The organism is Xanthomonas albilineans (assembly GCF_009931595.1).
Lineage (GTDB): Bacteria > Pseudomonadota > Gammaproteobacteria > Xanthomonadales > Xanthomonadaceae > Xanthomonas_A > Xanthomonas_A albilineans.
Genome location: NZ_CP046570.1, coordinates 652145 through 673370, shown reverse-complemented (window position 1 = coordinate 673370; position 21226 = coordinate 652145). Strand labels below are relative to the sequence as shown.

15 protein-coding genes are annotated in these 21226 nt (G+C 63.8%); 6 read left to right on the top strand and 9 right to left on the bottom strand.

Going from position 1 to position 21226, the window contains the following annotated elements; all coding sequences use genetic code 11:
• The first annotated feature begins 54 nt into the window (after nt 1-54).
• Nucleotides 55-1443, top strand: a complete 1389-nt coding sequence (locus XaFJ1_RS03040) for a sigma-54-dependent transcriptional regulator (RefSeq protein WP_012915196.1) — start codon at nt 55-57, stop codon at nt 1441-1443.
• A gap of 143 nt (nt 1444-1586) precedes the next feature.
• On the opposite strand, the gene pilB is transcribed toward XaFJ1_RS03040, so the two are convergent.
• Nucleotides 1587-3314 carry a type IV-A pilus assembly ATPase PilB gene (gene pilB, locus XaFJ1_RS03035; protein WP_012915195.1) on the bottom strand — a complete coding sequence of 576 codons (1728 nt, stop codon included), beginning with the start codon at nt 3312-3314 and terminating at the stop codon, nt 1587-1589.
• Nucleotides 3315-3463: 149 nt separating this feature from the next.
• Nucleotides 3464-3901 (bottom strand): pilin, encoded by a 438-nt coding sequence (locus tag XaFJ1_RS03030; protein ID WP_012915194.1) that lies wholly within the window; start codon nt 3899-3901, stop codon nt 3464-3466.
• 365 nt (nt 3902-4266) lie between these two features.
• Here XaFJ1_RS03030 and XaFJ1_RS03025 point away from each other — a divergent pair, with 365 nt between their 5' ends.
• The 3 genes from XaFJ1_RS03025 to coaE are packed head-to-tail and all read left to right on the top strand — an operon-like array spanning nt 4267 to nt 7044.
• Nucleotides 4267-5538, top strand: a complete 1272-nt coding sequence (locus tag XaFJ1_RS03025; RefSeq protein ID WP_012915193.1) for a type II secretion system F family protein — start codon at nt 4267-4269, stop codon at nt 5536-5538.
• 6 nt (nt 5539-5544) lie between these two features.
• On the top strand, nt 5545-6408 hold the full coding sequence (locus XaFJ1_RS03020; RefSeq protein WP_012915192.1) for a prepilin peptidase: 864 nt from the start codon (nt 5545-5547) through the stop codon (nt 6406-6408).
• 12 nt (nt 6409-6420) lie between these two features.
• Nucleotides 6421-7044, top strand: a complete 624-nt coding sequence (coaE, locus tag XaFJ1_RS03015) for a dephospho-CoA kinase (protein WP_012915191.1) — start codon at nt 6421-6423, stop codon at nt 7042-7044.
• Nucleotides 7045-7116: 72 nt separating this feature from the next.
• Here the strand turns inward: coaE and XaFJ1_RS03010 are convergent, their stop codons facing one another.
• The 3 genes from XaFJ1_RS03010 to rimK form a co-directional block, all read right to left on the bottom strand.
• Complete coding sequence (locus XaFJ1_RS03010; protein ID WP_012915190.1) at nt 7117-8427, bottom strand: sensor histidine kinase; 1311 nt, start codon at nt 8425-8427, stop codon at nt 7117-7119.
• Between the two features lie 495 nt (nt 8428-8922).
• Nucleotides 8923-9600 (bottom strand): response regulator transcription factor, encoded by a 678-nt coding sequence (locus XaFJ1_RS03005; RefSeq protein WP_045728928.1) that lies wholly within the window; start codon nt 9598-9600, stop codon nt 8923-8925.
• Between the two features lie 710 nt (nt 9601-10310).
• Nucleotides 10311-11186 (bottom strand): 30S ribosomal protein S6--L-glutamate ligase, encoded by an 876-nt coding sequence (gene rimK / locus XaFJ1_RS03000; RefSeq protein ID WP_012915188.1) that lies wholly within the window; start codon nt 11184-11186, stop codon nt 10311-10313.
• A gap of 270 nt (nt 11187-11456) precedes the next feature.
• Here rimK and XaFJ1_RS02995 point away from each other — a divergent pair, with 270 nt between their 5' ends.
• Nucleotides 11457-13769 (top strand): TonB-dependent receptor, encoded by a 2313-nt coding sequence (locus XaFJ1_RS02995; protein WP_012915187.1) that lies wholly within the window; start codon nt 11457-11459, stop codon nt 13767-13769.
• A gap of 270 nt (nt 13770-14039) precedes the next feature.
• On the opposite strand, the gene XaFJ1_RS02990 is transcribed toward XaFJ1_RS02995, so the two are convergent.
• The 4 genes from XaFJ1_RS02990 to hflK all read right to left on the bottom strand — a co-directional run bounded on the left by XaFJ1_RS02990 (nt 14040) and on the right by hflK (nt 20002).
• Nucleotides 14040-16127, bottom strand: coding sequence for a phosphocholine-specific phospholipase C (locus XaFJ1_RS02990; RefSeq protein ID WP_012915186.1), 2088 nt, complete (start codon nt 16125-16127; stop codon nt 14040-14042).
• A 282-nt stretch (nt 16128-16409) separates the two neighbouring features.
• Nucleotides 16410-17702, bottom strand: coding sequence for an adenylosuccinate synthase (locus XaFJ1_RS02985; protein ID WP_012915185.1), 1293 nt, complete (start codon nt 17700-17702; stop codon nt 16410-16412).
• Between the two features lie 306 nt (nt 17703-18008).
• Nucleotides 18009-18866 (bottom strand): protease modulator HflC, encoded by an 858-nt coding sequence (hflC, locus tag XaFJ1_RS02980; protein ID WP_012915184.1) that lies wholly within the window; start codon nt 18864-18866, stop codon nt 18009-18011.
• Nucleotides 18863-20002, bottom strand: coding sequence for an FtsH protease activity modulator HflK (gene hflK, locus XaFJ1_RS02975; RefSeq protein WP_012915183.1), 1140 nt, complete (start codon nt 20000-20002; stop codon nt 18863-18865). The genes hflC and hflK overlap by 4 nt, the downstream gene beginning before the upstream one ends.
• Before the next feature lie 145 nt (nt 20003-20147).
• On the opposite strand from hflK, the gene XaFJ1_RS02970 reads away from it, so the two are divergent.
• The gene (locus XaFJ1_RS02970) at nt 20148-21152 is read left to right on the top strand and encodes an acrylyl-CoA reductase family protein (RefSeq protein WP_045756720.1); all 1005 of its coding nucleotides are present in this window, start codon (nt 20148-20150) and stop codon (nt 21150-21152) included.
• The last annotated feature ends 74 nt before the right edge of the window (nt 21153-21226 follow it).

Genomic DNA, 21226 nt, shown 5'->3' with positions numbered 1-21226 from the left:
CACCGCTAAATTGCCGCCCTCGCTCTTCCTCAACCATCAACCCTCTTTTTGCGCATGAACGAAACCCGAAGCGCCCTGATCGTCGACGACGAGCGCGACATCCGCGAGTTACTGGTCCTGACCCTGGGCAGGATGGGCCTGCGCATCAGCACCGCCGCCAATTTGGCCGAAGCGCGCGAATTGCTGGCGAGCAATCGCTACGACCTGTGCATCACCGACATGCGCCTGCCCGACGGCAACGGCATCGAACTGGTCAGCGAGATTGCCAAGCACTATCCGCACACACCGGTGGCGATGATCACCGCCTTCGGCAGCATGGATCTGGCGGTGGAGGCGCTGAAGGCCGGCGCGTTCGACTTCGTCAGCAAGCCGGTCGACATCCAGATTCTGCGCGGCCTGGTCAAGCACGCGCTGGAACTCAACAACGCAACGCGTGCCGCCGCGCCAATCCCGGCGCCGGAACATGCCAGCCGCCTGCTCGGCGCATCGGCGGCGATGGAGGCGCTGCGCAACACCATCGCCAAGGTGGCACGCAACCAAGCGCCGGTCTATATCCTCGGCGAATCGGGCGTGGGCAAGGAACTGGTCGCCCGCACCATCCACGAACAGAGCGCGCGCGCGGTCGGACCGTTCGTCCCGGTGAACTGCGGCGCGATCCCCGCCGAACTGATGGAAAGCGAGTTCTTCGGGCATAAGAAAGGCAGCTTCACCGGCGCGCATGCTGATCAGGCCGGCCTGTTCCAGGCCGCGCACGGCGGTACCTTGTTCCTCGACGAAGTCGCCGAACTGCCGTTGCCGATGCAGGTCAAGTTGCTGCGCGCGATCCAGGAAAAATCGGTGCGCCCGGTCGGCGCCGCCACGGAAGTGCCGGTGGACGTGCGTATTCTCTCGGCAACCCACAAGGACCTGGCCGACCTGGTCGCCGAGGGCCGCTTCCGCCACGACCTGTATTACCGCATCAACGTGATCGAACTACGCGTGCCGCCGCTGCGCGAACGTGCCAGCGACCTGCCGCACCTGGCCGCGGCGATTCTGTTGCGGCTGGCCAAGAGCCACGACCGGCCGGCCCCGTTGCTCTCGTCCTCCGCACTGGACGCGCTGAGCGGCTACGCCTTCCCCGGCAACGTGCGCGAACTGGAGAACATCCTCGAACGCGCCCTGGCGATGGCCGACGACGACCAGATCGATGCCGCGGATCTACGCCTCCCGCAACCCGGCAACAGCGCCCGGGCGGCGGCCGAGGCCGCCCCGGCGCTGCCGCCCGGCGTGGTCGACATCGATCCCGGTTCCTCGGCGCTGCCCACCTATATCGAGCAGCTCGAACGCGCGGCGATCCAGAAAGCGCTGGAAGAAAACCGCTGGAACAAGACCCGTACCGCCGCGCAGCTCGGCATCACCTTCCGCGCCCTGCGCTACAAACTGAAAAAGCTGGGTATGGAATAGACCCCAGCGGGCCGGTCGCCGCAAGGCATACCGCAACGCCGACACGACACCCTGCGTTGTCATCGACATCGCCTGGCATCCAAGGCATGTTGCGCAGATCACACGGCGGAGCGGCGCCCTGTCGCGCACCGCCCCACTGCACATCAATCCTTGGTCACGCGGTTGATCTCAGCCAAACTGGTGATGCCATTGCGCGCCTTGAGTAAGGCCGACTGACGCAGATCATTGACCCCGATCTTCTGCGCGGCGCTGGCGATGTCCATCGCGTTACCGCCCTGCAGCACGATCGCGGCGATTTCGTCGTTCATCGGCATCACCTGGTAGATGCCGGTGCGGCCCTTGTAGCCTTCGGTGCATTCCTCGCAACCGACCGGCTCGTACAACTGGATCCCCGCGGCGATGTCCGCTTCGGTGAAGCCTTCGGCCAGCAAGGCTTTATCCGGCAATTTGACCGGGCGTTTGCAGTTGTTGCACAGCCGCCGCGCCAGACGCTGCGCGATCACCAAGGTCACCGAACTGGTGATGTTGTAGGGGGCGATGCCCATGTTCATCAGACGCGCGATGGTCTGCGGCGCATCGTTGGTGTGCAGGGTGGACAGCACCATGTGACCGGTCTGCGCCGCCTTGATCGCGATCTCGGCGGTTTCCAAGTCGCGGATTTCGCCGACCATGATGATGTCAGGGTCCTGCCGCAGGAACGAACGCAAGGCTGCGGCGAAGGTCATGCCGCGCTTGTTGTTCTGCTGCACCTGATTGACGCCCGGCAGACGGATTTCCACCGGGTCCTCGGCGGTGGAAATGTTGCGGGTTTCGTCGTTGAGAATGCCCAGCGCGGTATACAGCGACACCGTCTTGCCGGAGCCGGTCGGGCCGGTCACCAGCACCATGCCGTAGGGCTTATGGATCGCGTCCAGGAACAACTGCTGCTGTTCCGGCTCGTAGCCGAGCTTGTCGATGCCCAGCTTGGCCGCACTGCCGTCGAGAATACGCAGCACGATCTTCTCGCCGAACAGCGTCGGCAGTGTGCTGACGCGGAAGTCGATCTGCTTGTTCTTGGACAGATTGAGCTTGATGCGCCCGTCCTGCGGCACCCGCTTCTCGGCGATGTCCAACTGCGCCATCACCTTCAGCCGCGCGGCGATGCGCTGATTGAGCTTGACCGGCGCCTTGGCCACGTTCTTGAGCAGGCCATCGATGCGCAGGCGCACCCGGTAGTCGTCCTCGTAGGGCTCGAAATGGATATCCGAGGCACCGCGGCGGATCGCATCGATCAGCACCTTGTTGACGAACTTGACCACCGGCGTGTCGTCGCTCTTGGCGTCCATACCGGTGTCGCCGCTGCCGCCGTCCTCGTCGCCGCCCACATCGAGGTTGTCCATGCCCTCGTCGTCGCCGCCCAACGCACTGCCGAGCGCATCGTTGCTGGAATGCCACTGCTCCAGCGTGCGCCGGATCTGGTCCTCATCGACCAGGATCGGCTCGACGGTGAGATTGGTATGGAACTTGATGTCGTCCAGCGCGCGGGTCTGGGTGGGATTGCTGATCCCCACGAACAGCCGGCTACCGCGCTTGAACAACGGCAGCACCTGGTGCTTGTGCAGCAGTTCCTCGCTGACCAGCTTCATCGCGTTCTGGCTGGGGTCGAACACCGAGGCGTCCAGCAATGGCACGCCGAATTCCACCGCATTGGCGGCGGCCAACTGCGCAGCGGTGACCAGCTTCTTCTCGGCAAACCATTGCGGCAGCGGGACCCTGGCCTCGGTCGCCTGGGCCATGGCGGCCCGCGCCGCGGCCTCCTCCAAGACCCCATCCTGAACGAGACGGCGGGCGATGCCGGTGATGCCGACGAGATTGGCTGATATGGCGCTCATAACCGGGACCCTGTATCCAGAGGCGCTATCTTAGCGGTATCGAGCAGAGGACTGATGCCACGTCATCACCACAAAAAACAAACCCGCCTGATGGCGGGCTTGTCGTGACTGGAATGAGGGGCGGACGATTCCGATGGTCGCTCTTTCGATCAGGCACCCGTGCAGGTATTTGGCACATACTTCTGCAAGGCCGTCGTCGTGCAGACCCAGTTCAAAGCACCACCAACGTTATTCGCGGTCAACTTCACTGTCTTGTTTTGTAGATTGGCATTGACACCCGCGGCGTTAAATGTCGCAGTGATGGTGCAAGCCGGAGCTGTGCCGCCCAAGTCGATTTTTGCGGTGTAATTGCCGGCATAACCGGTATTGGCTTCGAACCCATTCGCACCATTGGCCGGGCAGGCTCCCTGATTGGCATAGTACTCGGCCACCTGGGTCTTGAGCCCATCGGTGAGTGTCAGCGCTTCCGAGAACTGCGCACGAGCCAAATAATTCTGGTACTGCGGTATGGCAATCGCGGCCAGTATAGCAATGATCGCGACCACGATCATCAGTTCGATCAGGGTAAAGCCCTGCTGCTTCTTCATAAAAAACCCCTAGAGTATGGCGTGTAAGGTGTAGGCACTCGCCCGCGGAGCGTTCTCCCCGAGCGCCGCGGCGAAGCGCCACGTACAGGGTTCCAAGCAGACGGCGTGCCAACTTTTCGCACCTCCCCGCATGACTCCCCGGACATATGATGCCCTATTACGGCGCACGGGAAGTAGCCAAGATTCGGGATCTGCGACGGGATGGGCCGGTCGCCCACCAGGGTCAAAAACTGACGCACTGCGTCACTCGGCAATCATCGACAACTGATGCGACTTCCAGCAGCGCACGGATGCCAGGCGCCACGGAAACCGATACCATGCGGTGCATGTCCGCCCGGGGATGGCCGGACGGGGGAGACGACCTGATGTCCGCAACTCGCAGCGCAGTCAAGAGCGCAGTCAAAAAAGAACCGGTCGCGCGCGCTACCAGCCAACAAATTCAGTTCGTCTGGGAGGGCACCGACAAACGCGGCGTCAAGATGAAGGGCGAGCAGACGGCCAAAAACGCCAACCTGCTGCGCGCGGAACTGCGCCGCCAGGGCATCACCCCCACCGTGGTCAAGCCCAAGCCCAAGCCCTTGTTCGGCGCGGCGGGCAGCAAGGTCACCCCCAAGGACATCGCCTTCTTCAGCCGGCAAATGGCGACGATGATGAAGTCGGGCGTGCCCATCGTGGGGTCGCTGGAGATCATCGCCAGCGGGCACAAGAACCCGCGCATGAAAAAGATGGTCGAGCAGATCCGCACCGATATCGAGGGCGGCTCCTCGCTCTACGAAGCGATCAGCCGGCATCCGGTGCAGTTCGACGAGTTGTACCGCAATCTGGTCAAGGCCGGCGAAGGCGCTGGCGTTCTCGAAACCGTGCTGGAAACGGTGGCCACCTACAAGGAAAACATCGAAGCGCTTAAAGGCAAGATCAAGAAGGCCTTGTTCTATCCGGCCATGGTGATGGCCGTCGCAGTGATCGTCAGCTGCATCCTGCTGGTCTGGGTGGTGCCGCAGTTCGAGGACGTGTTCAAGGGCTTCGGCGCGCAACTGCCGGCCTTCACCCAGATGATCGTGACGGCCTCGCGCTTCATGGTCGCGTATTGGTGGATGATGCTGATCGTGGTGATCGGCAGCATCGTGGGCTTCACCTTCGCCTACAAGCGCTCGCCAGCCATGCAGCATGGCATGGACCGGCTGATCCTGAAGGTGCCGGTCATCGGCCAGATCATGCACAACAGTTCGGTGGCGCGCTTCTCGCGCACCCTGGCGGTGACCTTCCGCGCCGGCGTGCCGTTGGTGGAAGCGCTGGACATCGTCGCTGGCGCCACCGGCAACAGCGTCTACGAAAAATCCGTCTTGCGCATGCGCGACGACGTGGCGGTCGGCTACCCGGTGAACGTGGCGATGAAGCAGACCAATCTGTTTCCGCACATGGTGATCCAGATGACCGCCATCGGCGAGGAGGCCGGCGCGCTGGACGCGATGCTGTTCAAGGTGGCCGAGTATTTCGAACAGGAAGTCAACAACGCGGTCGATGCCTTGAGCAGCCTGATGGAACCGCTGATCATGGTGTTCATCGGCACCATCGTCGGCGGCATGGTCATCGGCATGTATCTACCGATCTTCAAGCTGGCCTCGGTGGTGGGATAAGGCGCAATGGCATTTCTCGATCAACACCCCGGCCTGGGCTACCCGGCCGCGGCGGGGCTGGGCCTGCTGGTGGGAAGCTTCCTCAATGTGGTGATCCTACGCCTGCCCAAGCGCATGGAATGGCAATGGAAGCGCGATTCGCGCGAGATTCTGGAGTTGCCGGACCTCTACGATCCAGCGCCCCCCGGCATCGTGGTGGAACCGTCGCACTGCCCGCATTGCAAGCACCGGCTGGCCTGGTACGAGAACATTCCGCTGTTCAGTTGGCTAGCCCTGCGCGGCAGGTGCCGCTACTGCCATACCCCGATTTCGATCCAGTATCCGCTGGTGGAGCTGTTGACCAGCCTGCTGGTGATCGCCAGTGTGTGGCGCTTCGGCTTCGGCTGGCAGGGCTTCGGTGCGATCGTGCTCAGTTGCTTCCTGGTCGCGTTGTCGGGGATCGATCTGCGCACCCGCCTGCTTCCGGATCAACTGACCTTGCCGCTGATGTGGCTGGGCCTGATCGGCAGTATGGACAATCTGTACATGCCGGCCAAACCGGCCCTGCTCGGCGCGGCGGTCGGCTATGTGTCGCTGTGGTCGGTGTGGTGGCTGTTCAAGCAGATCACCGGCAAGGAAGGCATGGGCCATGGCGACTTCAAACTGCTGGCCGCCATCGGCGCCTGGTGCGGGCTGAAGGGGATCCTGCCGGTCATCCTGATCTCCTCGCTGGTGGGCGCGATCCTGGGCTCGGCCTGGCTCGCGGCCAAGGGCCGCGACCGGGCGACGCCGATCCCGTTCGGCCCCTATCTGGCCATCGCCGGGTGGATCACCTTTTTCTGGGGCAGGCAGATCGTGGACACCTACCTGCACTGGTCCGGGCTGCGTTGACGGGGCGGCGGCTTGACTGAGTTCATCGTCGGCCTGACCGGTGGTGTCGCCTCGGGCAAGAGCGAACTCGGCCGTCACTTCGAAGCCAAAGGCATTGTCGTCGCCGATGCCGACATGGCCGCACGCGCCGTGGTCGCGCCCGGTCACCCGGCACTGGCGCAGATCGTGGAGCGGTTCGGCGCGCAGCTTCTGCGCGAGGATGGCCAACTCGACCGCGCCGCCTTGCGCCAGCACATCTTCGCCGATGCGGCCGCGCGGCGCGACCTCGAAGCGATCACCCATCCGGCCATTCGCCTGCTGCTGCAGCAAACGTGTCGCGAGGCCGCTGGCGCGTATGCCATCGCCGCCATTCCCTTGCTGACAGAAATAGGCGCGCGCACGGCCTATCCCTGGCTGGACCGGATCCTGGTGGTGGACGCACCCGAAGCGTTACAGCACGCGCGGCTGACGCAGCGCGATGGCATCAGCGCCGATCTCGCCCAACGGATGATGGCCGCGCAGGCCACCCGCGCGGCGCGGCTGGCGATTGCCGACGACGTGGTGGTCAACGACGGCACGGCGGCGCAGTTGCAGGACGCCGTGGACGCACTGGATCGGCGCTATCGGGCATTGGCGGCGATCAAAGCCGCGAGGTAGAAGCCACCGTCGCCACGGTCGCAGCGATAGGCCATGCCGCCATCGCTGAAACGGCACCCATCGAATCCGCCACTACGCCGGCTTGAACCACAGCGTGGCGACCACGCCCTTGGCGGCGCCTGGGCGCACGTTGACCTGCCAACCATACAGATCGCACAGACGGCTGACGATCGACAGGCCTATGCCGCCACCCTGCGAATGGCCCGCGTGGGTGCCGCGATAACCGCGCTGAAATAACTTGGCGGCGTCTTCCTCGCTGAGGCCGGGACCGGAATCGATCACCTGCACCGCATCGCTCAACACCCGCACCAGCACCTGGCCTTCCTGGGTGTACTTGACCGCGTTGCCGATCAGATTGCCCAGCGCGACCGAGAGCGCCGAATCGGGCGCGTCGATGGTCAGGTCGCGCTCGCCCTCCAACAGTAACTGGAGTGGTTTGCCGCCCAATTGCGCCCGATGCGACTCGATCAGTTGCTCGGCGACCTTGGCCACGTTGCTATGCCCTTGCCCGCGTTCGTTGCGCGACAACAGCAACAACGAACCGATCAGGTCGCTGCACTGCTGTTCGGCACGCTGGATGCGCTGCAGACGCTGCAACACCTTGTCGTCGAGATTGGGACGGGTCAACAGCAGCTCCGTGGCGCCACGGATCACCGCCAGCGGCGTGCGCAGTTCATGGCTGACGTCGGCGTTGAACTCACGGTCGCGCTGCACCACTTCGGTCAACCGCGTGGAGTAATCGTCCAGCGCCTCGGCCAGCTGGCCGACTTCGTCGTCGGGGAAGTGCGGCGCCAACGGCTTGGGCTCGCTGGTGCCGCCGCGGTAGGCGCGCAGGCGCGCGGCAAGGTCCGACACCGGGCGCATGACCTTGGACGCCGACCACCAACCGATCAGCAGTGAAAAAAAACCAAACAACAGAACCGAAACGCATAACCAAGCCCTTAACCGATTCTGAGCAACACTGGCTCTCGTCGTATCGTAGGCAAGGAAAAACCAGGCATCTTGCGTCTTTCGCACTGCAACCTGGTACGCCAGCGGCTTATTGAATTCATCTGTTCCGCTGTAGCTCTCGATACCTTCCGGCATCTTTACCCACCCCGGAAAATCTCGCGCAAGCCGCGCCATCGCTTCCGGATCTTTCGGATTGACTGCACGCGCATACATCTGCTCGACCTGGAGTGCGGGCTTGGCATCCGGATTCGCCGCATATGACCGCGCCATCACTTCGATGTTGCGATTCATCACGTCCTCGATCATCTTGGTTTCGATGTATCGATTCGCCCAGATTGTCGCAAGCGCAAACAGAATCGTCAGCCCAGTCCCGAACAACAAGAACGACAGGATGATGCGGGTGCGCAGACGCCGCCGGCTACGGGCCTTCATTATTCGCACCACGAATTCGGACCTCTATGGCAAAACCGGCATACGAATACCGACACTGCAAATAACCACACGAACCAGAAAGTCACACTCCGCAAAACAATAGCGGCCCACTTGGGCCGCTATCGCAAATCATGACAATCAAAATGGATCGGAACAAGAAGAAACTTCTTGGCAATCAGTGTCGAAAGACCATTGACCAAGCCACCCTAAATTGTAAGTCGTCGAAGTACAAATGGTGCATGCCGATCCGGCGGCAAATGCAGAACCAGCACACAGCGCCAGTCCAATCAACACCACGATGGGAAACAGCTTCCTCATCTTTTTGCCCCTCTCAGTTGTCTATACATGATTGTTAGCCAACACCTATCGATACAAAATAATCTTTGCATCGATTGATTCAGCCTACCTGATCTGAAAGAAAGAAAGCAACTCTCAAGAACCGCGTAGACGGCGTGAACCAACAACATGGGCTTCCGGAAGGACGACAGTCAGCCGTCAGGCATCGGGCGCAGCGATGCGGTAGCCGATGCCGTGACGGGTCTGGATCATCGGCACCCCGAACGGCTTGTCCACCACCGCACGCAGGCCGTGGATGTGCACGCGCAAGGAATCCGAATCCGGCAGTTCCTCGCCCCACACCCGGGTTTCCAGCTCCTGCCGGGTGACCACGGCGGGAGAAGCTTCCATCAATGCCTGCAGGATTTTCAACGCGGTGGGATTGAGCTGCAGCAGCTTGCTCTGACGTCGCACTTCCAGCGTGTCCAGGTTGTACTCCAGATCGCCCGTCACCAGGACCCGGGTATGCACCCCTTTGCCACGACGCGACAGCGCATTGAGCCGCACTTCCACTTCCTGCAGCGCGAACGGCTTGATGAGGTAGTCGTCGGCACCGGAATCGAAGCCGGCGAGCTTGTTGTCCAGCGAATCGCGCGCGGTGAGCATCAGCACCGGGGTCTGCTTGCGCGCTTCGTTGCGCAGCTTGCGGCAGACTTCGATTCCATCCATGCCGGGCAGGTTGAGGTCGAGCACGATCGCATCGAACTCGTGTACCACCGCCAGATGCAGGCCGGTGACGCCGTCGGCGGCGAAATCGACGGTATGGCCACGGTCTTCGAGGTAATCGCCCAGATTGGCGGCGATGTCGCTGTTGTCTTCGATCACTAAAATTCGCACCAACATTTACCCCGTCAGTCGTACTTGCCATTTGGATTGCGCCACATCACGTCCGGCGCATCCTCGTTCTCACGACGGTGTTCCGCCGCGACCTGTGCATTGCGTGGTGGCGCGCAACGACGCCATCGCTACACACACCACATGGCTGCGCGCCACCGACCCCGCACCGTCCGCGGCTCGTCGAACGGGTCCTCGCGCAATGTGCGGGTACGGATAAGCTGCCAGGAGGCCGCCTTCCGCCACGGCACGATTGCCCTGGTGCCAGACCCATCCCGCTACGCCCGCACGGATGTCGGAATTGGTCGCGCTCAACCACTCAGCCGAATTGTACGGAGTTCCTGCGCGAACGCTTCGTTCACGTTCATGGGCGCCTCACCTTTCATCTCCAGCATCGCGCGACGGGTACTGGCCTCCCCTGCCCGGCCGGCCATCACTGCCACCTCGCAATGCCTCCACCCGGCAGCTCCGGATCCGGAGCACTGTCACGGTCGTTGCGCCGCGGCTATGGCCGCACGCAATACCGCGACGCCGATCGCGCCCAAGAAAAAGGCCCAGGGGACAATGCCACCTGGGCCAAAAGTATCTATCCCGATTACCGTTCCTGCTGAGGAGGGCAGAGCTGCGGTGAGAAGAAGCATACGCAGCCCGGAATTAAACCGGCGTTAAGTCAGAAATGATGGCGATAAAACAAGATAACTCATTGATTTAATTCACCCGCAGCCAGCTTCGAGATGCGCGATGATCTTGTCGGCAATCTCCCGCCCGCACACCGACTCGATGCCCTCCAGACCCGGCGTGGAATTGACCTCCAGAACCAGCGGCCCCCGCCGCGAGCTGATCAGATCGACCCCGGCCACCCCCAGCCCCAGCGCCTTGGCCGAGCGTATCGCCACCTCCTGTTCGCTGCTGCTGGGGCTGTAACGCTCGGCCGTCCCCCCCAGATGCAGGTTGGAACGGAAGTCGCCTTCCGGCGCGGTCCGGCGCATCGCGGCGACAACCTGATCGCCCACGACGAAACAGCGCAGATCGGCCCCCTCGGCTTCGGCGATGAATTCCTGCACTAGGAAATTGGCGGACAACCCGCGCAACGCCTCGACCATCCCCCGCGAGGCGCTGGCCTTCTCAGCCAGGATCACCCCGGTGCCCTGGGCGCCTTCGTTCAACTTCACCACATGCGGCGGGGGCCCCAACATGGACAACAGATCGCCAGTGTCGTCGGGATTGTCGCCGAACACGGTCATCGGCATATCGATGCCCTTGGCCGCCAGCAGTTGGTGCGCACGCAGCTTGTCGCGTGCGCGCAGGATCGCATCGGACGGATTGGGAGTATGCACGCCCATCATTTCCAGTTGCCGCAACACCGCGGTGCCGTAGCGGGTCACGGAATTGCCTAGGCGCGGGATCACCGCGTCGTAACCGGTGATCGGCTTGCTTTTGTAGTGCATGGTGAAGTTGCCAGAAGCGATGCGCATGTAGCAACGCAACGGGTCCAGCACCCGCACCGTGTGCCCGCGCTCGCGGCCGGCCTCGATTAGGCGCCGCGTCGAGTACAACTTACTGTTCCGGGACAGAATGGCGAGCTTCATCGAGGCGCGGTGACGGTGGCAGGCCGGGCATCATACGTCGCGCCGACAACGCTGTAACCGCCGCAACGCTGGCGCAGGCAAGACGCGCGAGGTCTGCCTCTCTCATCGGCTGACCTCGACTCGCTGTCCTATCGCCGACACAGAACCGCCCCGAAATTTTCACAAATCCCGTTCATGGTGAGGGGCCTGCCGCACGTCGGCATGGCACGGGCTGCCCGCGCGTCGCGCAGCAGGCCCGGCACGTCTCTCCTACATGATTGGTGACTCTTGATGCTCCCCACTTCCCGATCCTTGCGCCCGCATGCGCTGGTGCTCGCCGTCGCGTCCGCACTACCGGCTTTCGCAGCGCTGGCCGACAACGCGCCAACAACGGCTAACGCTACCGCAGATGCGGCCACCAACGCGGCCGGCGGCGGCGATGCGACGATGCTCGATGCGATCACGGTCGCCTCCACCGGCACCACCCGCCAGGTGCAGCGCATCACCGGCCAGGACATCGGCATCGCCGCACCCGGCACCAGCGCGCTGAAGGTGCTGGACAAGCTACCCGGCGTGCAGTTCCAGTCGGCCGACGCCTGGGGCGCCTACGAATGGTCGACCGCGATCAGTCTGCACGGTTTCGACCAGAGCCGTCTGGGCTTCACCCTGGACGGTGTACCACTGGGCAACATGAGCTACGGCGTCACCGACGGCCTGCAAGTGACCCGCGCGATCATCTCCGAAAACGTGGCATCGGTGGAACTGGCGCAGGGCGCTGGCGCGCTGGGCACCGCGTCGAGCAGCAACCTCGGCGGCACCGTGCGTTACTTCTCCGCCGACCCCGACGCCGAAGCCGGCCTACGTTTCAGCCAGACCATCGGCTCGGACAGCACCCGCCGCACCTACCTGCGTGGCGATACCGGCGATCTCCATGGCTTCTCGTTGTACACCTCGGTGGTCCACGGCGAGGCAGACAAGTGGAAAGGCTACGGCAACAACGAATACAACCAGGCCAACGCCAAGGCGCTGTACCAGTGGGGCGAGGGCAATCGGGTCAGCCTGTTCCTGGACAGCTCGCACCGCAAGGAATACGACATCATGGATTTGTCGCTGACCTCGCAGAAGGTGCTGGGCTGGAACTGGGACTACCTGATGCCGGACTGGAACAGCGCCGTGCAGATCGCCAACGCGCTCAACGGCAATGGCAGCTACCCGGCCTCGCTCAATGGCCTGCCTGCCGACTACGACAAGGCCGATGCATCCTATTACTCCGGTGCCGGCCTGCGCCGCGACAATCTGGCCGCGCTCAGCGGCAGCTTCAATTTGGGTGGCAGCGCCACGCTGAACCTCACCGGCTACTCGCACGGCGATAATGGCGAAGGCCAATGGACCACGCCATACGCGGCGTCCTCGGCGACCATCCCGCTGTCGATGCGCACCACCGACTACCGCCTCGACCGGCACGGCGTCACTGGCTCGCTCAACTTCACCGTGAGCGGCAACGAGATCGAGATCGGCGGCTGGTACCAGAACGCCAAGACCGTGCAGGAGCGCAATTACTTCCTGCTCAATGGTCCATTCACCGACCTGTACTACTTCAACCAGCACGGCACGCTGTTTGCGCGCGGCTTCGACCAGCACTACGACACCGACACCCGCATGATCTATGCGCAGGATACGCTGCGCCTGCTCGACGAACGCCTGACCTTGAACTTCGGCGCCAAGAAACTGATCGTCGACACCACCGCGCATTCACTCGTGCCGTCCAGGGCCAACGCCGCCGGCGAGATCAAGGCGGACTCGGATCTGCTGCCGCAGGTGGGTGCGAACTTCAAGATCGACGATCACCAAGAGGTCTACGCCTCCTACAACAAGAACATGGCCGGCTTCGGCTTCACCCCGTTTCAGGAATCGCAAAACGCATTCAATGCCATCAAGGGATCGCTGAAACCGGAAACCGCGCAAACCTATGAAATGGGCTACCGCGTGCGCGGTGGCGGCGTCGAAGCATCGCTGGCGCTGTACCACACCATGTTCGACAACCGCCTGCTGGTGACCTCGCCGTGCAGCGCGATCCAGACCTGCTCGGCCACGCTCAACAACGTCGGTTCGGTACGCAGCCAGGGCGCCGACTTGGCGGTGATCTGGCGCCCGATCGAGCAACTGCGCTGGCTGAACTCGCTGTCCTACGACAACGCCACTTACCAGGACGACTACCTCAACGGTGGCGTGGTGGCGACCTCCGGCAAGCACGTGGTCGGCATCCCCGAATGGATGTTCTCCAGCAGCCTGGCCTACGAAAACGCCGGCTGGCATGCGTCGCTGGACGGCAAATACACCAGCCGCCGCTACATCAGCTACCTCAACGATTCGTCGGTACCCAGCTACTGGCGCTTCGACCTGAGTGCCGGTTACGACTTCGGTCAAGTTGGCATGTTCCAGAACCTGGGGCTGAGCGCCAACGTCACCAACCTATTCGACAAGCGTTACTTCGCCACCACCGGCACCAACGGCTACGTGGTCTCCGACCCCAATGGCTACAACCAGACCTTGATGGCCGGCGCACCGCGGCAGTTCTTCGTCACCTTCAACGGTAAGTTCTAAGCGACACGCACACCGCCCGGGAAGGCAATACCGCCGCCGTTGCGCAAGCAGCGGCGGCGTTTTGTTTGCATGAGGAAGGGACACGCACGGCCGCAGCCTGCCGCTCCACGATTCCGATCGATGAGCCGATCACGGCACGCGCCGACACGATCACCACGCCCACCACGGACACCCACGTCCATCGGCCCGGCTTTTACGCAGACGCACTGACGCATTGCAAACGGTCGGCCCTGACATCCCTGCCCGCGCCGCACGCACACCAGCGGCGCGTCAGACGACGGCCGCGCGCCCGATCGCCGGATCGCTCATGCTCGGATGTCCGGTTTCGATATGTCCGGCCAAGCGTCGCCGCCACGGCGGCATGGCCTCGCTGGTGACCAGCAGATCGTACCAATGGTGCTGCGCCTGCAGCGGGAAACGCAGCACGCGGCGCGCGCCCGGGGCCAGCACGTGCGTCCGCTCCGCACCGTCCCGATAGCCATCGCGAACCCGCAGCGTAGCGGACTGCGCGCCCGCATTGCCCAACTCCAGCAGCAGGCATTGCGCCGCAACGTCGTATTCAATCTCGGCATGCAAACCGGCGTCGGCCAGGCCGTCGCCATGGAACTCGCGCAGAAAGCCATTCGGCCCATGCACGCGCAGCGCATACCCGGCATCGGCGACATCGCCGCGCCACGCGCGCGCGTCCTGCAGCTCGCTACCGGCGGCCAGCGTGTAGAACCAGGGGCCGGCGACGCCGTCATCGGCATAGACATTGAGCGCCACCCCGGCGGCGCCACGGTTGCGCATGCGCAACACCCGCGCCTGCGCTTGCACCTGCAGACGCACATCGACATCGTAGGGCAGCGCACGCGCCGGGCGCTGGCCGGGTTCTTGCACCGGCAGCGCCTGCTGCAACGGACGCTGCGGCGGCGGCAGCGTCGCGGTGGCATCGATGCGGGCGATGAAGTCGCCCGTGTGCGGCAACACCACCGGCGCCGCATCGTGACCGGCGAAGTCCAACGTCGAGGTCAGATCGCCAGCCACAGCGCGACGCCAGGGATTGATGTTGGGTTCCATGACACCGAAACGACGCTCCAGGAAGCGGATCACCGAGGTGTGGTCGAACACTTGCGAATTCACCCAGCCACCGCGGCTCCACGGCGACACCACCAACATCGGCACGCGCGGCCCCAGTCCGACCGGGACCCCGTGATAGTCCTCGCCGTGCAGGTCCACGTTGCTGGCCCCCAGCTCCGGAAGGATCGCCGGCAATGCCGGGGGCACGTGGTCGAAGAAACCATCGTTTTCGTCGTAATTAATCAGAAATACCGTCTTGGACCAGACCTCGGGCGATCCGGCCAGGATGTCCAACAGGCGCGCGCTCAACGATTGCCCGTAAGCCGGCGTGGCCTCGGGATGTTCGCTGAGCAAGTAAGGCGCGACGACCCAGGAAACCTGGGGCAAGGTACCAGCGCGCACGTCGCGCGCGAACGCGGCGAGCAGATGTTCGCCACGCGACGCCTTGGCGTTGTCGGCGCTGGAACCCGGCACCCAGGCACGGCCGCGACGGTACAACGGCGAAGCTAGATCCAGGTTGCGGAAGCGGGCGAAATACGCGTGACTGTTGTCGCCGTAGTTGTCGAACTCCTGATACACCTGCCAACGGATGCCGGCCTGCTGCAAGCGTTCGGCGTAAGTGGTCCAGGTGTAGCCGGGAAAGCGCGGATTATCCCGCGCCATATCCGCGGTCCAGTTGCCGTCATCACGATTGTTCACCGCCTGTTCGCCATCGTTGCCGACGCTCAGGCCGCTGGTGCCGGTGAACATGTACATGCGGTTGGGATTGGTCGGACCAAACAAAGAGGCGTGGTAGCCATCGCAAATAGTGAAGGCGTCGGCCAGCGCGTAGTAGAACGGCAAGTCCTCGCGCTGGAAATGGCCCATGCTCATCGCGCTCTTCTGCGCGATCCAGGCATCGTGATGTTTCCAGGTGTCGTGCGCGCCCTTCCAATCGTGGTTGAGGTCCTTCATCCACTGCGCGCTGGTCGTCTGGCTGTCGAGCCGAAACGGCAGCACATGGCGCTCTCCAGCACCCGGCTCGGGCTGGTACCAGACCGGCCGGCCATTGGGCAAGCGCAGCGGCCGTGGATCACCATAACCACGCACCCCGCGCAGACAGCCGAAGTAATGGTCGAAGGAGCGGTTCTCCTGCATCAGGATCACCACATGCTGCACGTCCTGCAACGTGCCGGTGACCCGCGCCGGCGGCACCGCCAGCGCACTGCGGATGGCTCCCGGCAACAGCGGCATGGCCGCTCCTGCCCCCAGGGCCAGGGACGCACGGGCAAGGAAACGACGACGGCTATATTCGACCACGGCAACGCATACCGACAACGAGCGAACGCTCAAGCGTCGGTCAGCCTAGCGGCCGCGGATGAAATAACGTTGACAGGGCCTAGACGGACCATAGAACTGCCACATCGACCGCCAAGGGGCTTGGGCCGGCATCAGCAAACCCGCGCGAACCGTCGCCAACACCTTCGCGCTGCGCACAGAGGGATCGCCACTGGCACTGCGCAGCGCATCCTCAGCGCGGTTGATGCAGCGCAGCCCCGCAGAGGCGGGGCGGGTTGGGTCGCACCGATCCGCGAGCGCGGATCAGGCGAACGGATCCTGCAACACCATCGTGTGGTCGCGGTCCGGGCCGGTGGAGACGATCGAAATCGGGCAGCCAGCCAGTTCTTCCAGCGCACGCAGATAGGCGCGGGCGGCAGGTGGCAGATCCTCCCACACGGTGACGCCGTGGGTGTTCTCGCTCCAGCCGGGAAACTCCAGATACACCGGTGTGCACTCTTCCCAGCCCTGGGCGTCCAGCGGCGCATATTCGCTGCGCTTGCCGTGGTATTCGTAGGCGATACAGATCTTGAGCTTCTCCATGCCATCGAGCACGTCGAGCTTGGTGATGCACAGGCCGGAGATCCCGTTGATGGCCACGGCACGCTTGAGCGCGACGATGTCCATCCAGCCACACCGGCGCGGACGGCCGGTGGAAGCACCGTACTCGGCACCGCGGTCGCGAATCCCCTGGCCAATCGCGTCGTCCAGTTCGGTCGGAAATGGGCCACCGCCGACGCGCGTGGCGTAGGCCTTGGCGATACCCAACACGTAGTCGATGTCCTGCGCCCCCACGCCGGTGCCGGCCAGCGCACCGCCGACGGTGGTGTTGGAACTGGTGACGTAGGGGTAGGTGCCGTGGTCGATGTCGAGCAACGCGCCCTGCGCACCCTCGAACAAGACGCGCTTGCCCTGCTTGCGCAGGTCGTGAAGGATGCCGGCGACGTCGGATTTCATCGGCTGCACGTACTCGCCAAAGGCCAAGGCTTCGTCGAAGGTCTTCTGGAAATCGACCGCCTCCACGCCCAGGTACTTGGTCAACACGAAGTTGTGGTAATCCAGCGCGGTGCGCAGCAACTCCTCCAGTTGCGGCGTGTAATGCAGGTCGGCAATGCGAATGCCGCGACGCGCCACCTTGTCCTCGTAGGCCGGCCCGATACCACGGCCGGTGGTGCCGATGGCCTTGCCACCGGCGGCCTTCTCGCGGGCCTGATCCAAAGCGATGTGATAAGGCATGATCAGCGGTGCGGCCGGGGAGATTTTCAGCCGCGACCGCACTTCCACTCCAGAAGTCTCCAGCTCTTCGATCTCCTTGCGCAACGCAGCCGGGGAAATCACCACGCCGTTGCCGATCAGGCACAGCGCGTCTTCGCGCAGGATGCCGGATGGAATCAGGTGCAGGACGGTCTTCTTGCCGTTGATGACGAGGGTATGGCCGGCATTGTGGCCACCCTGGAAACGGACGACGGCACCGATTTCCTCGGTGAGCAGATCGACGATCTTGCCTTTGCCTTCATCGCCCCACTGGGCGCCGAGCACGACAACTGACTGACCCATGGCTGGGTAACTCCTGGTTTGCTGCACGGCCATCGGGGCCGCGCGAATGTAGTGGCCGCACGAGGCACCGACCGCGACCGGCGCGACCGCTCCATCGGGGAGCGATCCGGCAACGGCTGACCCACACACGGAAAAAGCCGGTCCAGGCGCTCATCATGGAGCGAGCCCGGCCGGCTTTTGTGCATTATCCGGGTTTTGGATGACGCTCACCAGCCCCTCGCCCAGAACGTTCAGCAGCAACGCTGCACGCGATCGAAACGCCGAATCCGCGCTTGCGCTGGCCGGACCGGATCCGGATGGCGACGCTCAGCGATCGCTCTTGAGGTACTGCAAGAACGGATCGTTCTTGTCCAACACAATGACGCCATTGCCGTCGGCCATGGCACCACGGTAAGCCTCCAGGCTGCGGTAAAAAGCATAGAACGCTGGATCAGCCGCACCGGCCTTGCCATAAAGGCTGGCGGCCTGGGCATCGCCCTCGCCACGCAGTTTCTGCGCGTCGCGTTCGGCTTCAGCAACCAGCACAGTGCTTTCACGGTCGGCCTGAGCGCGAATGGTCAACGCCTGTTCTTCGCCTTCGGCGCGCAACTTCGCGGCCTCCTGCTTGCGCTGCGCACGCATGCGCTCGTAGACATCGTTGATGACACGGCTATCGGTCGGCAGATCGATCTGCTTGATACGCAAGTCGACGATCTGCATCCCCAGCGTTTTACTGGCCGCGTTGATCGCCACCAGTTGTTTGGCGATCAGTTCGCTGCGATCGCCCGACACCAGTTGCTGCAAGGTGCGCGAGTTGATCTGATTGCGCAGCGAATCGGTGATGATCGGCGCCAGCAAGGTATTGGCGACCTTCTCGTCGCCGCCGGTGGTGGCGCGGTAGAACGCACGCACGTCGGAGATATAGCCGATGGCGAAGAAACTGACGCTGACATCCTTCTGCTCGGCAGTGAAGTAGCGCGCCGGCGTGGTGTCCAGCACCTGGAAGCGGCGATCGAACATGCGCACCGATTCCACCAGCGGGACTTTGAAGTGCAGTCCCGGCTGGAGGTCGGAGCGAACCACCCGGCCCAGGTTCAGCACCATCGCGCTCTTGTCCTCGGGCACCACGAACACCGCGCTGAACAGCGCGATCACGGCGACGCCCGCCCACACTGAGATTTTCATCGCTGCATCTCCTCATCCTCACGCCCAGTCGGACGCGGCGTGCGCTCCGGGTCGCGGACACTCTCTGCCGAACGACTGTTCAACGCCGGCATCAAGAACTCTTGCGGTAACGTCGTCGGCTGTGTCGGCGCCGTGGCCGATGCCGCTTTGCCGCCTTCGGCCGGCATCGGCAGGTAGATCATCGGGCGAGCTTCGCCGCCGATGACCTTGCGGCTCTCCGCCAGCACCTGCTGCAGGGTCTCCAGCCACAGCCGCTTGCGGGTGACCTCCGGAGCATTCTGATACTGCTGCTGCAGCAGGGTGAAGCGATCGGCATCGCCCTGCGCGCGGGCAATCGCCGCATCCTTATCGCCTTCGGCCACGGTACGGGTGCGTGCCGCCTGGCCGCGCGCCTCCGGCACCACCTTGGCGGCATAGGCCTGGGCTTCGTTGATGAGCCGCTCCTTCACCTGCTGAGCGCCGTTGACCTCGTCGAAGGCAGACTTCACCGCTTCCGGCGGACGCGCATCGGGCAGAGTCAGGCCGGTCACGATCAGGCCGGTATGGTAGGCCTTCAGCGCCACCTGCAGGCGATCACGGGCGGCGACGGCCATCGGCCCACGATTGTTCAGCACCGTATTGAGATCTGAGTGTCCAACCTGCTCGCGTACTGCGCTCTGCGCGGCCTGCTGCAACACCTGGTCGGCATCGCGCGTACCGAACACGTAGGTGCGCGGATCCTCGACCCGATACTGCACATTGAGCGACACATTGACGATGTTCTCGTCACCGGTGAGCACCGGCAACTGGCTGTCGAAGGTCTTGATCCGGGTCGCATCGACCTTGCGCACCGTCTCGATCGGCCAGGGTAGCTTGAAGTTGGGGCCCGGCAACAAAATCCGCGAGAACTGACCGAAGCGCAGCACCACCCCGCGCTGCTGCTCACCAATCAACTGGAAGCTGCTGAACAACAGCGCCACCGCCGCCACCCCCAGCACCCAACGGCCGATGCCGCCGCCGTCGCCGAATAACTCCTTCAACGGACCGGGCAACCCACCCCACTTACGCCCCCCATTGCCGCCACGCGGCGTCCAGGGACCGCGCCCACCATTGTCCGGGCCGTCTCCGCCGTTGCCGCCAGGTGTATTCCAGGCCATGCATACTCCAAGAAGGAAAGGTGCCGGCGGGTCGGTCCGCGCCGGTCACCGGTTGTCAGTCGCTGATTCTACAAGATGCGGCAGAACCGACATTACCAAAAGGTATTTTGGTGCATTCATGCAGACAGACCAACCGAGGTGCTCCATGCCCATTCCCGCCAAGTTCTCTGCCTTCCACATCCACCAGGACGCCACCGGCCACCGCGCCGGCATCGCATCGCTCGCGCTGGACCAGCTCAACTCCGGCGACGTCGTGATCCGTGCCGCCTGGTCCTCGGTGAACTTCAAGGACGCGCTCGCCGGCACTGGCCAAGGCAAAATTCTGCGACGCTTTCCGCTGGTCGGGGGAATCGACGTGGCCGGGTACGTGGTTGCTTCCGACGACCCGGCGTTCAAAGAAGGCGATGCGGTGTTGGTCACCGGCTGTGGCCTCAGCGAGACCCGCGACGGCGGCTACAGCGAATACGCACGCCTGGAGTCCAAGTGGGTGGTGCCGCTGCCGGCCGGACTGAGCCTGCGCGAAAGCATGGTGCTGGGCACCGCGGGCTTCACCGCGGCGCTGGCGCTGCTGCGCCTGCTCGACAACCGGCAGACCCCGGCGCACGGCCCGCTGTGCGTGACCGGCGCCAGCGGCGGGGTCGGCTCGCTGGCGATCGACATCTTCAGCCGCGCCGGCTTCGAGGTGCACGCGGTCAGCGGCAAACCCGAGCGCGCCGATGCGCTGAAAGCCCTCGGCGCCACCCAGGTCCTCGACCGCGATGTCCTGCAGACCACACGCCCGCTGGAATCGGCACGCTTCGGTGGCGGCCTGGATAACGTCGGCGGGGCGATGCTGACCAGCCTACTGGCGCAAACCGCACCCTACGGCAATGTCGCCTGTGCCGGCTTGGCGGCGACCGCGGAGCTGAACATGACGGTGATGCCCTTCATCCTGCGTGGCGTCTCGCTACTTGGCATCGGCTCGGCCGGTACCGCTCGCGACCTGCGCGAGCGCATCTGGCAGCAGCTGGGCAGCGACTGGAAGCCGCGCCATCTGGATGCCATCTGCACCCGCGAGGTGGAGCTGACCGAGCTGCCGGAAGTCTTCGCGACGATGCTCGCCGGCCAGTCATTCGGGCGCACCGTGGTGCGTCTGGACCCAACGGCGTGAGCGCAGGTTTGTGACGGAAAAGGCTTTCCGCATTCGTGCCGCCGCCACTACACTCGGATCCTCCAAGGGGGAGA

Excerpts from the sequence above, each read along its gene's own strand:
- XaFJ1_RS03010 (WP_012915190.1), bottom strand. The coding sequence starts at position 8,427 with ATGAAGGCCCGTAGCCGGCGGCGTCTGCGCACCCGCATCATCCTGTCG.
- hflK (WP_012915183.1), bottom strand. The coding sequence starts at position 20,002 with ATGGCCTGGAATACACCTGGCGGCAACGGCGGAGACGGCCCGGACAAT.
- pilB (WP_012915195.1), bottom strand. The coding sequence starts at position 3,314 with ATGAGCGCCATATCAGCCAATCTCGTCGGCATCACCGGCATCGCCCGC.
- XaFJ1_RS02985 (WP_012915185.1), bottom strand. The coding sequence starts at position 17,702 with ATGGGTCAGTCAGTTGTCGTGCTCGGCGCCCAGTGGGGCGATGAAGGC.
- XaFJ1_RS02995 (WP_012915187.1), top strand. The coding sequence starts at position 11,457 with ATGCTCCCCACTTCCCGATCCTTGCGCCCGCATGCGCTGGTGCTCGCC.
- XaFJ1_RS03020 (WP_012915192.1), top strand. The coding sequence starts at position 5,545 with ATGGCATTTCTCGATCAACACCCCGGCCTGGGCTACCCGGCCGCGGCG.
- XaFJ1_RS03025 (WP_012915193.1), top strand. The coding sequence starts at position 4,267 with ATGTCCGCAACTCGCAGCGCAGTCAAGAGCGCAGTCAAAAAAGAACCG.
- XaFJ1_RS03040 (WP_012915196.1), top strand. The coding sequence starts at position 55 with ATGAACGAAACCCGAAGCGCCCTGATCGTCGACGACGAGCGCGACATC.
- XaFJ1_RS02970 (WP_045756720.1), top strand. The coding sequence starts at position 20,148 with ATGCCCATTCCCGCCAAGTTCTCTGCCTTCCACATCCACCAGGACGCC.
- rimK (WP_012915188.1), bottom strand. The coding sequence starts at position 11,186 with ATGAAGCTCGCCATTCTGTCCCGGAACAGTAAGTTGTACTCGACGCGG.
- hflC (WP_012915184.1), bottom strand. The coding sequence starts at position 18,866 with ATGAAAATCTCAGTGTGGGCGGGCGTCGCCGTGATCGCGCTGTTCAGC.
- XaFJ1_RS03030 (WP_012915194.1), bottom strand. The coding sequence starts at position 3,901 with ATGAAGAAGCAGCAGGGCTTTACCCTGATCGAACTGATGATCGTGGTC.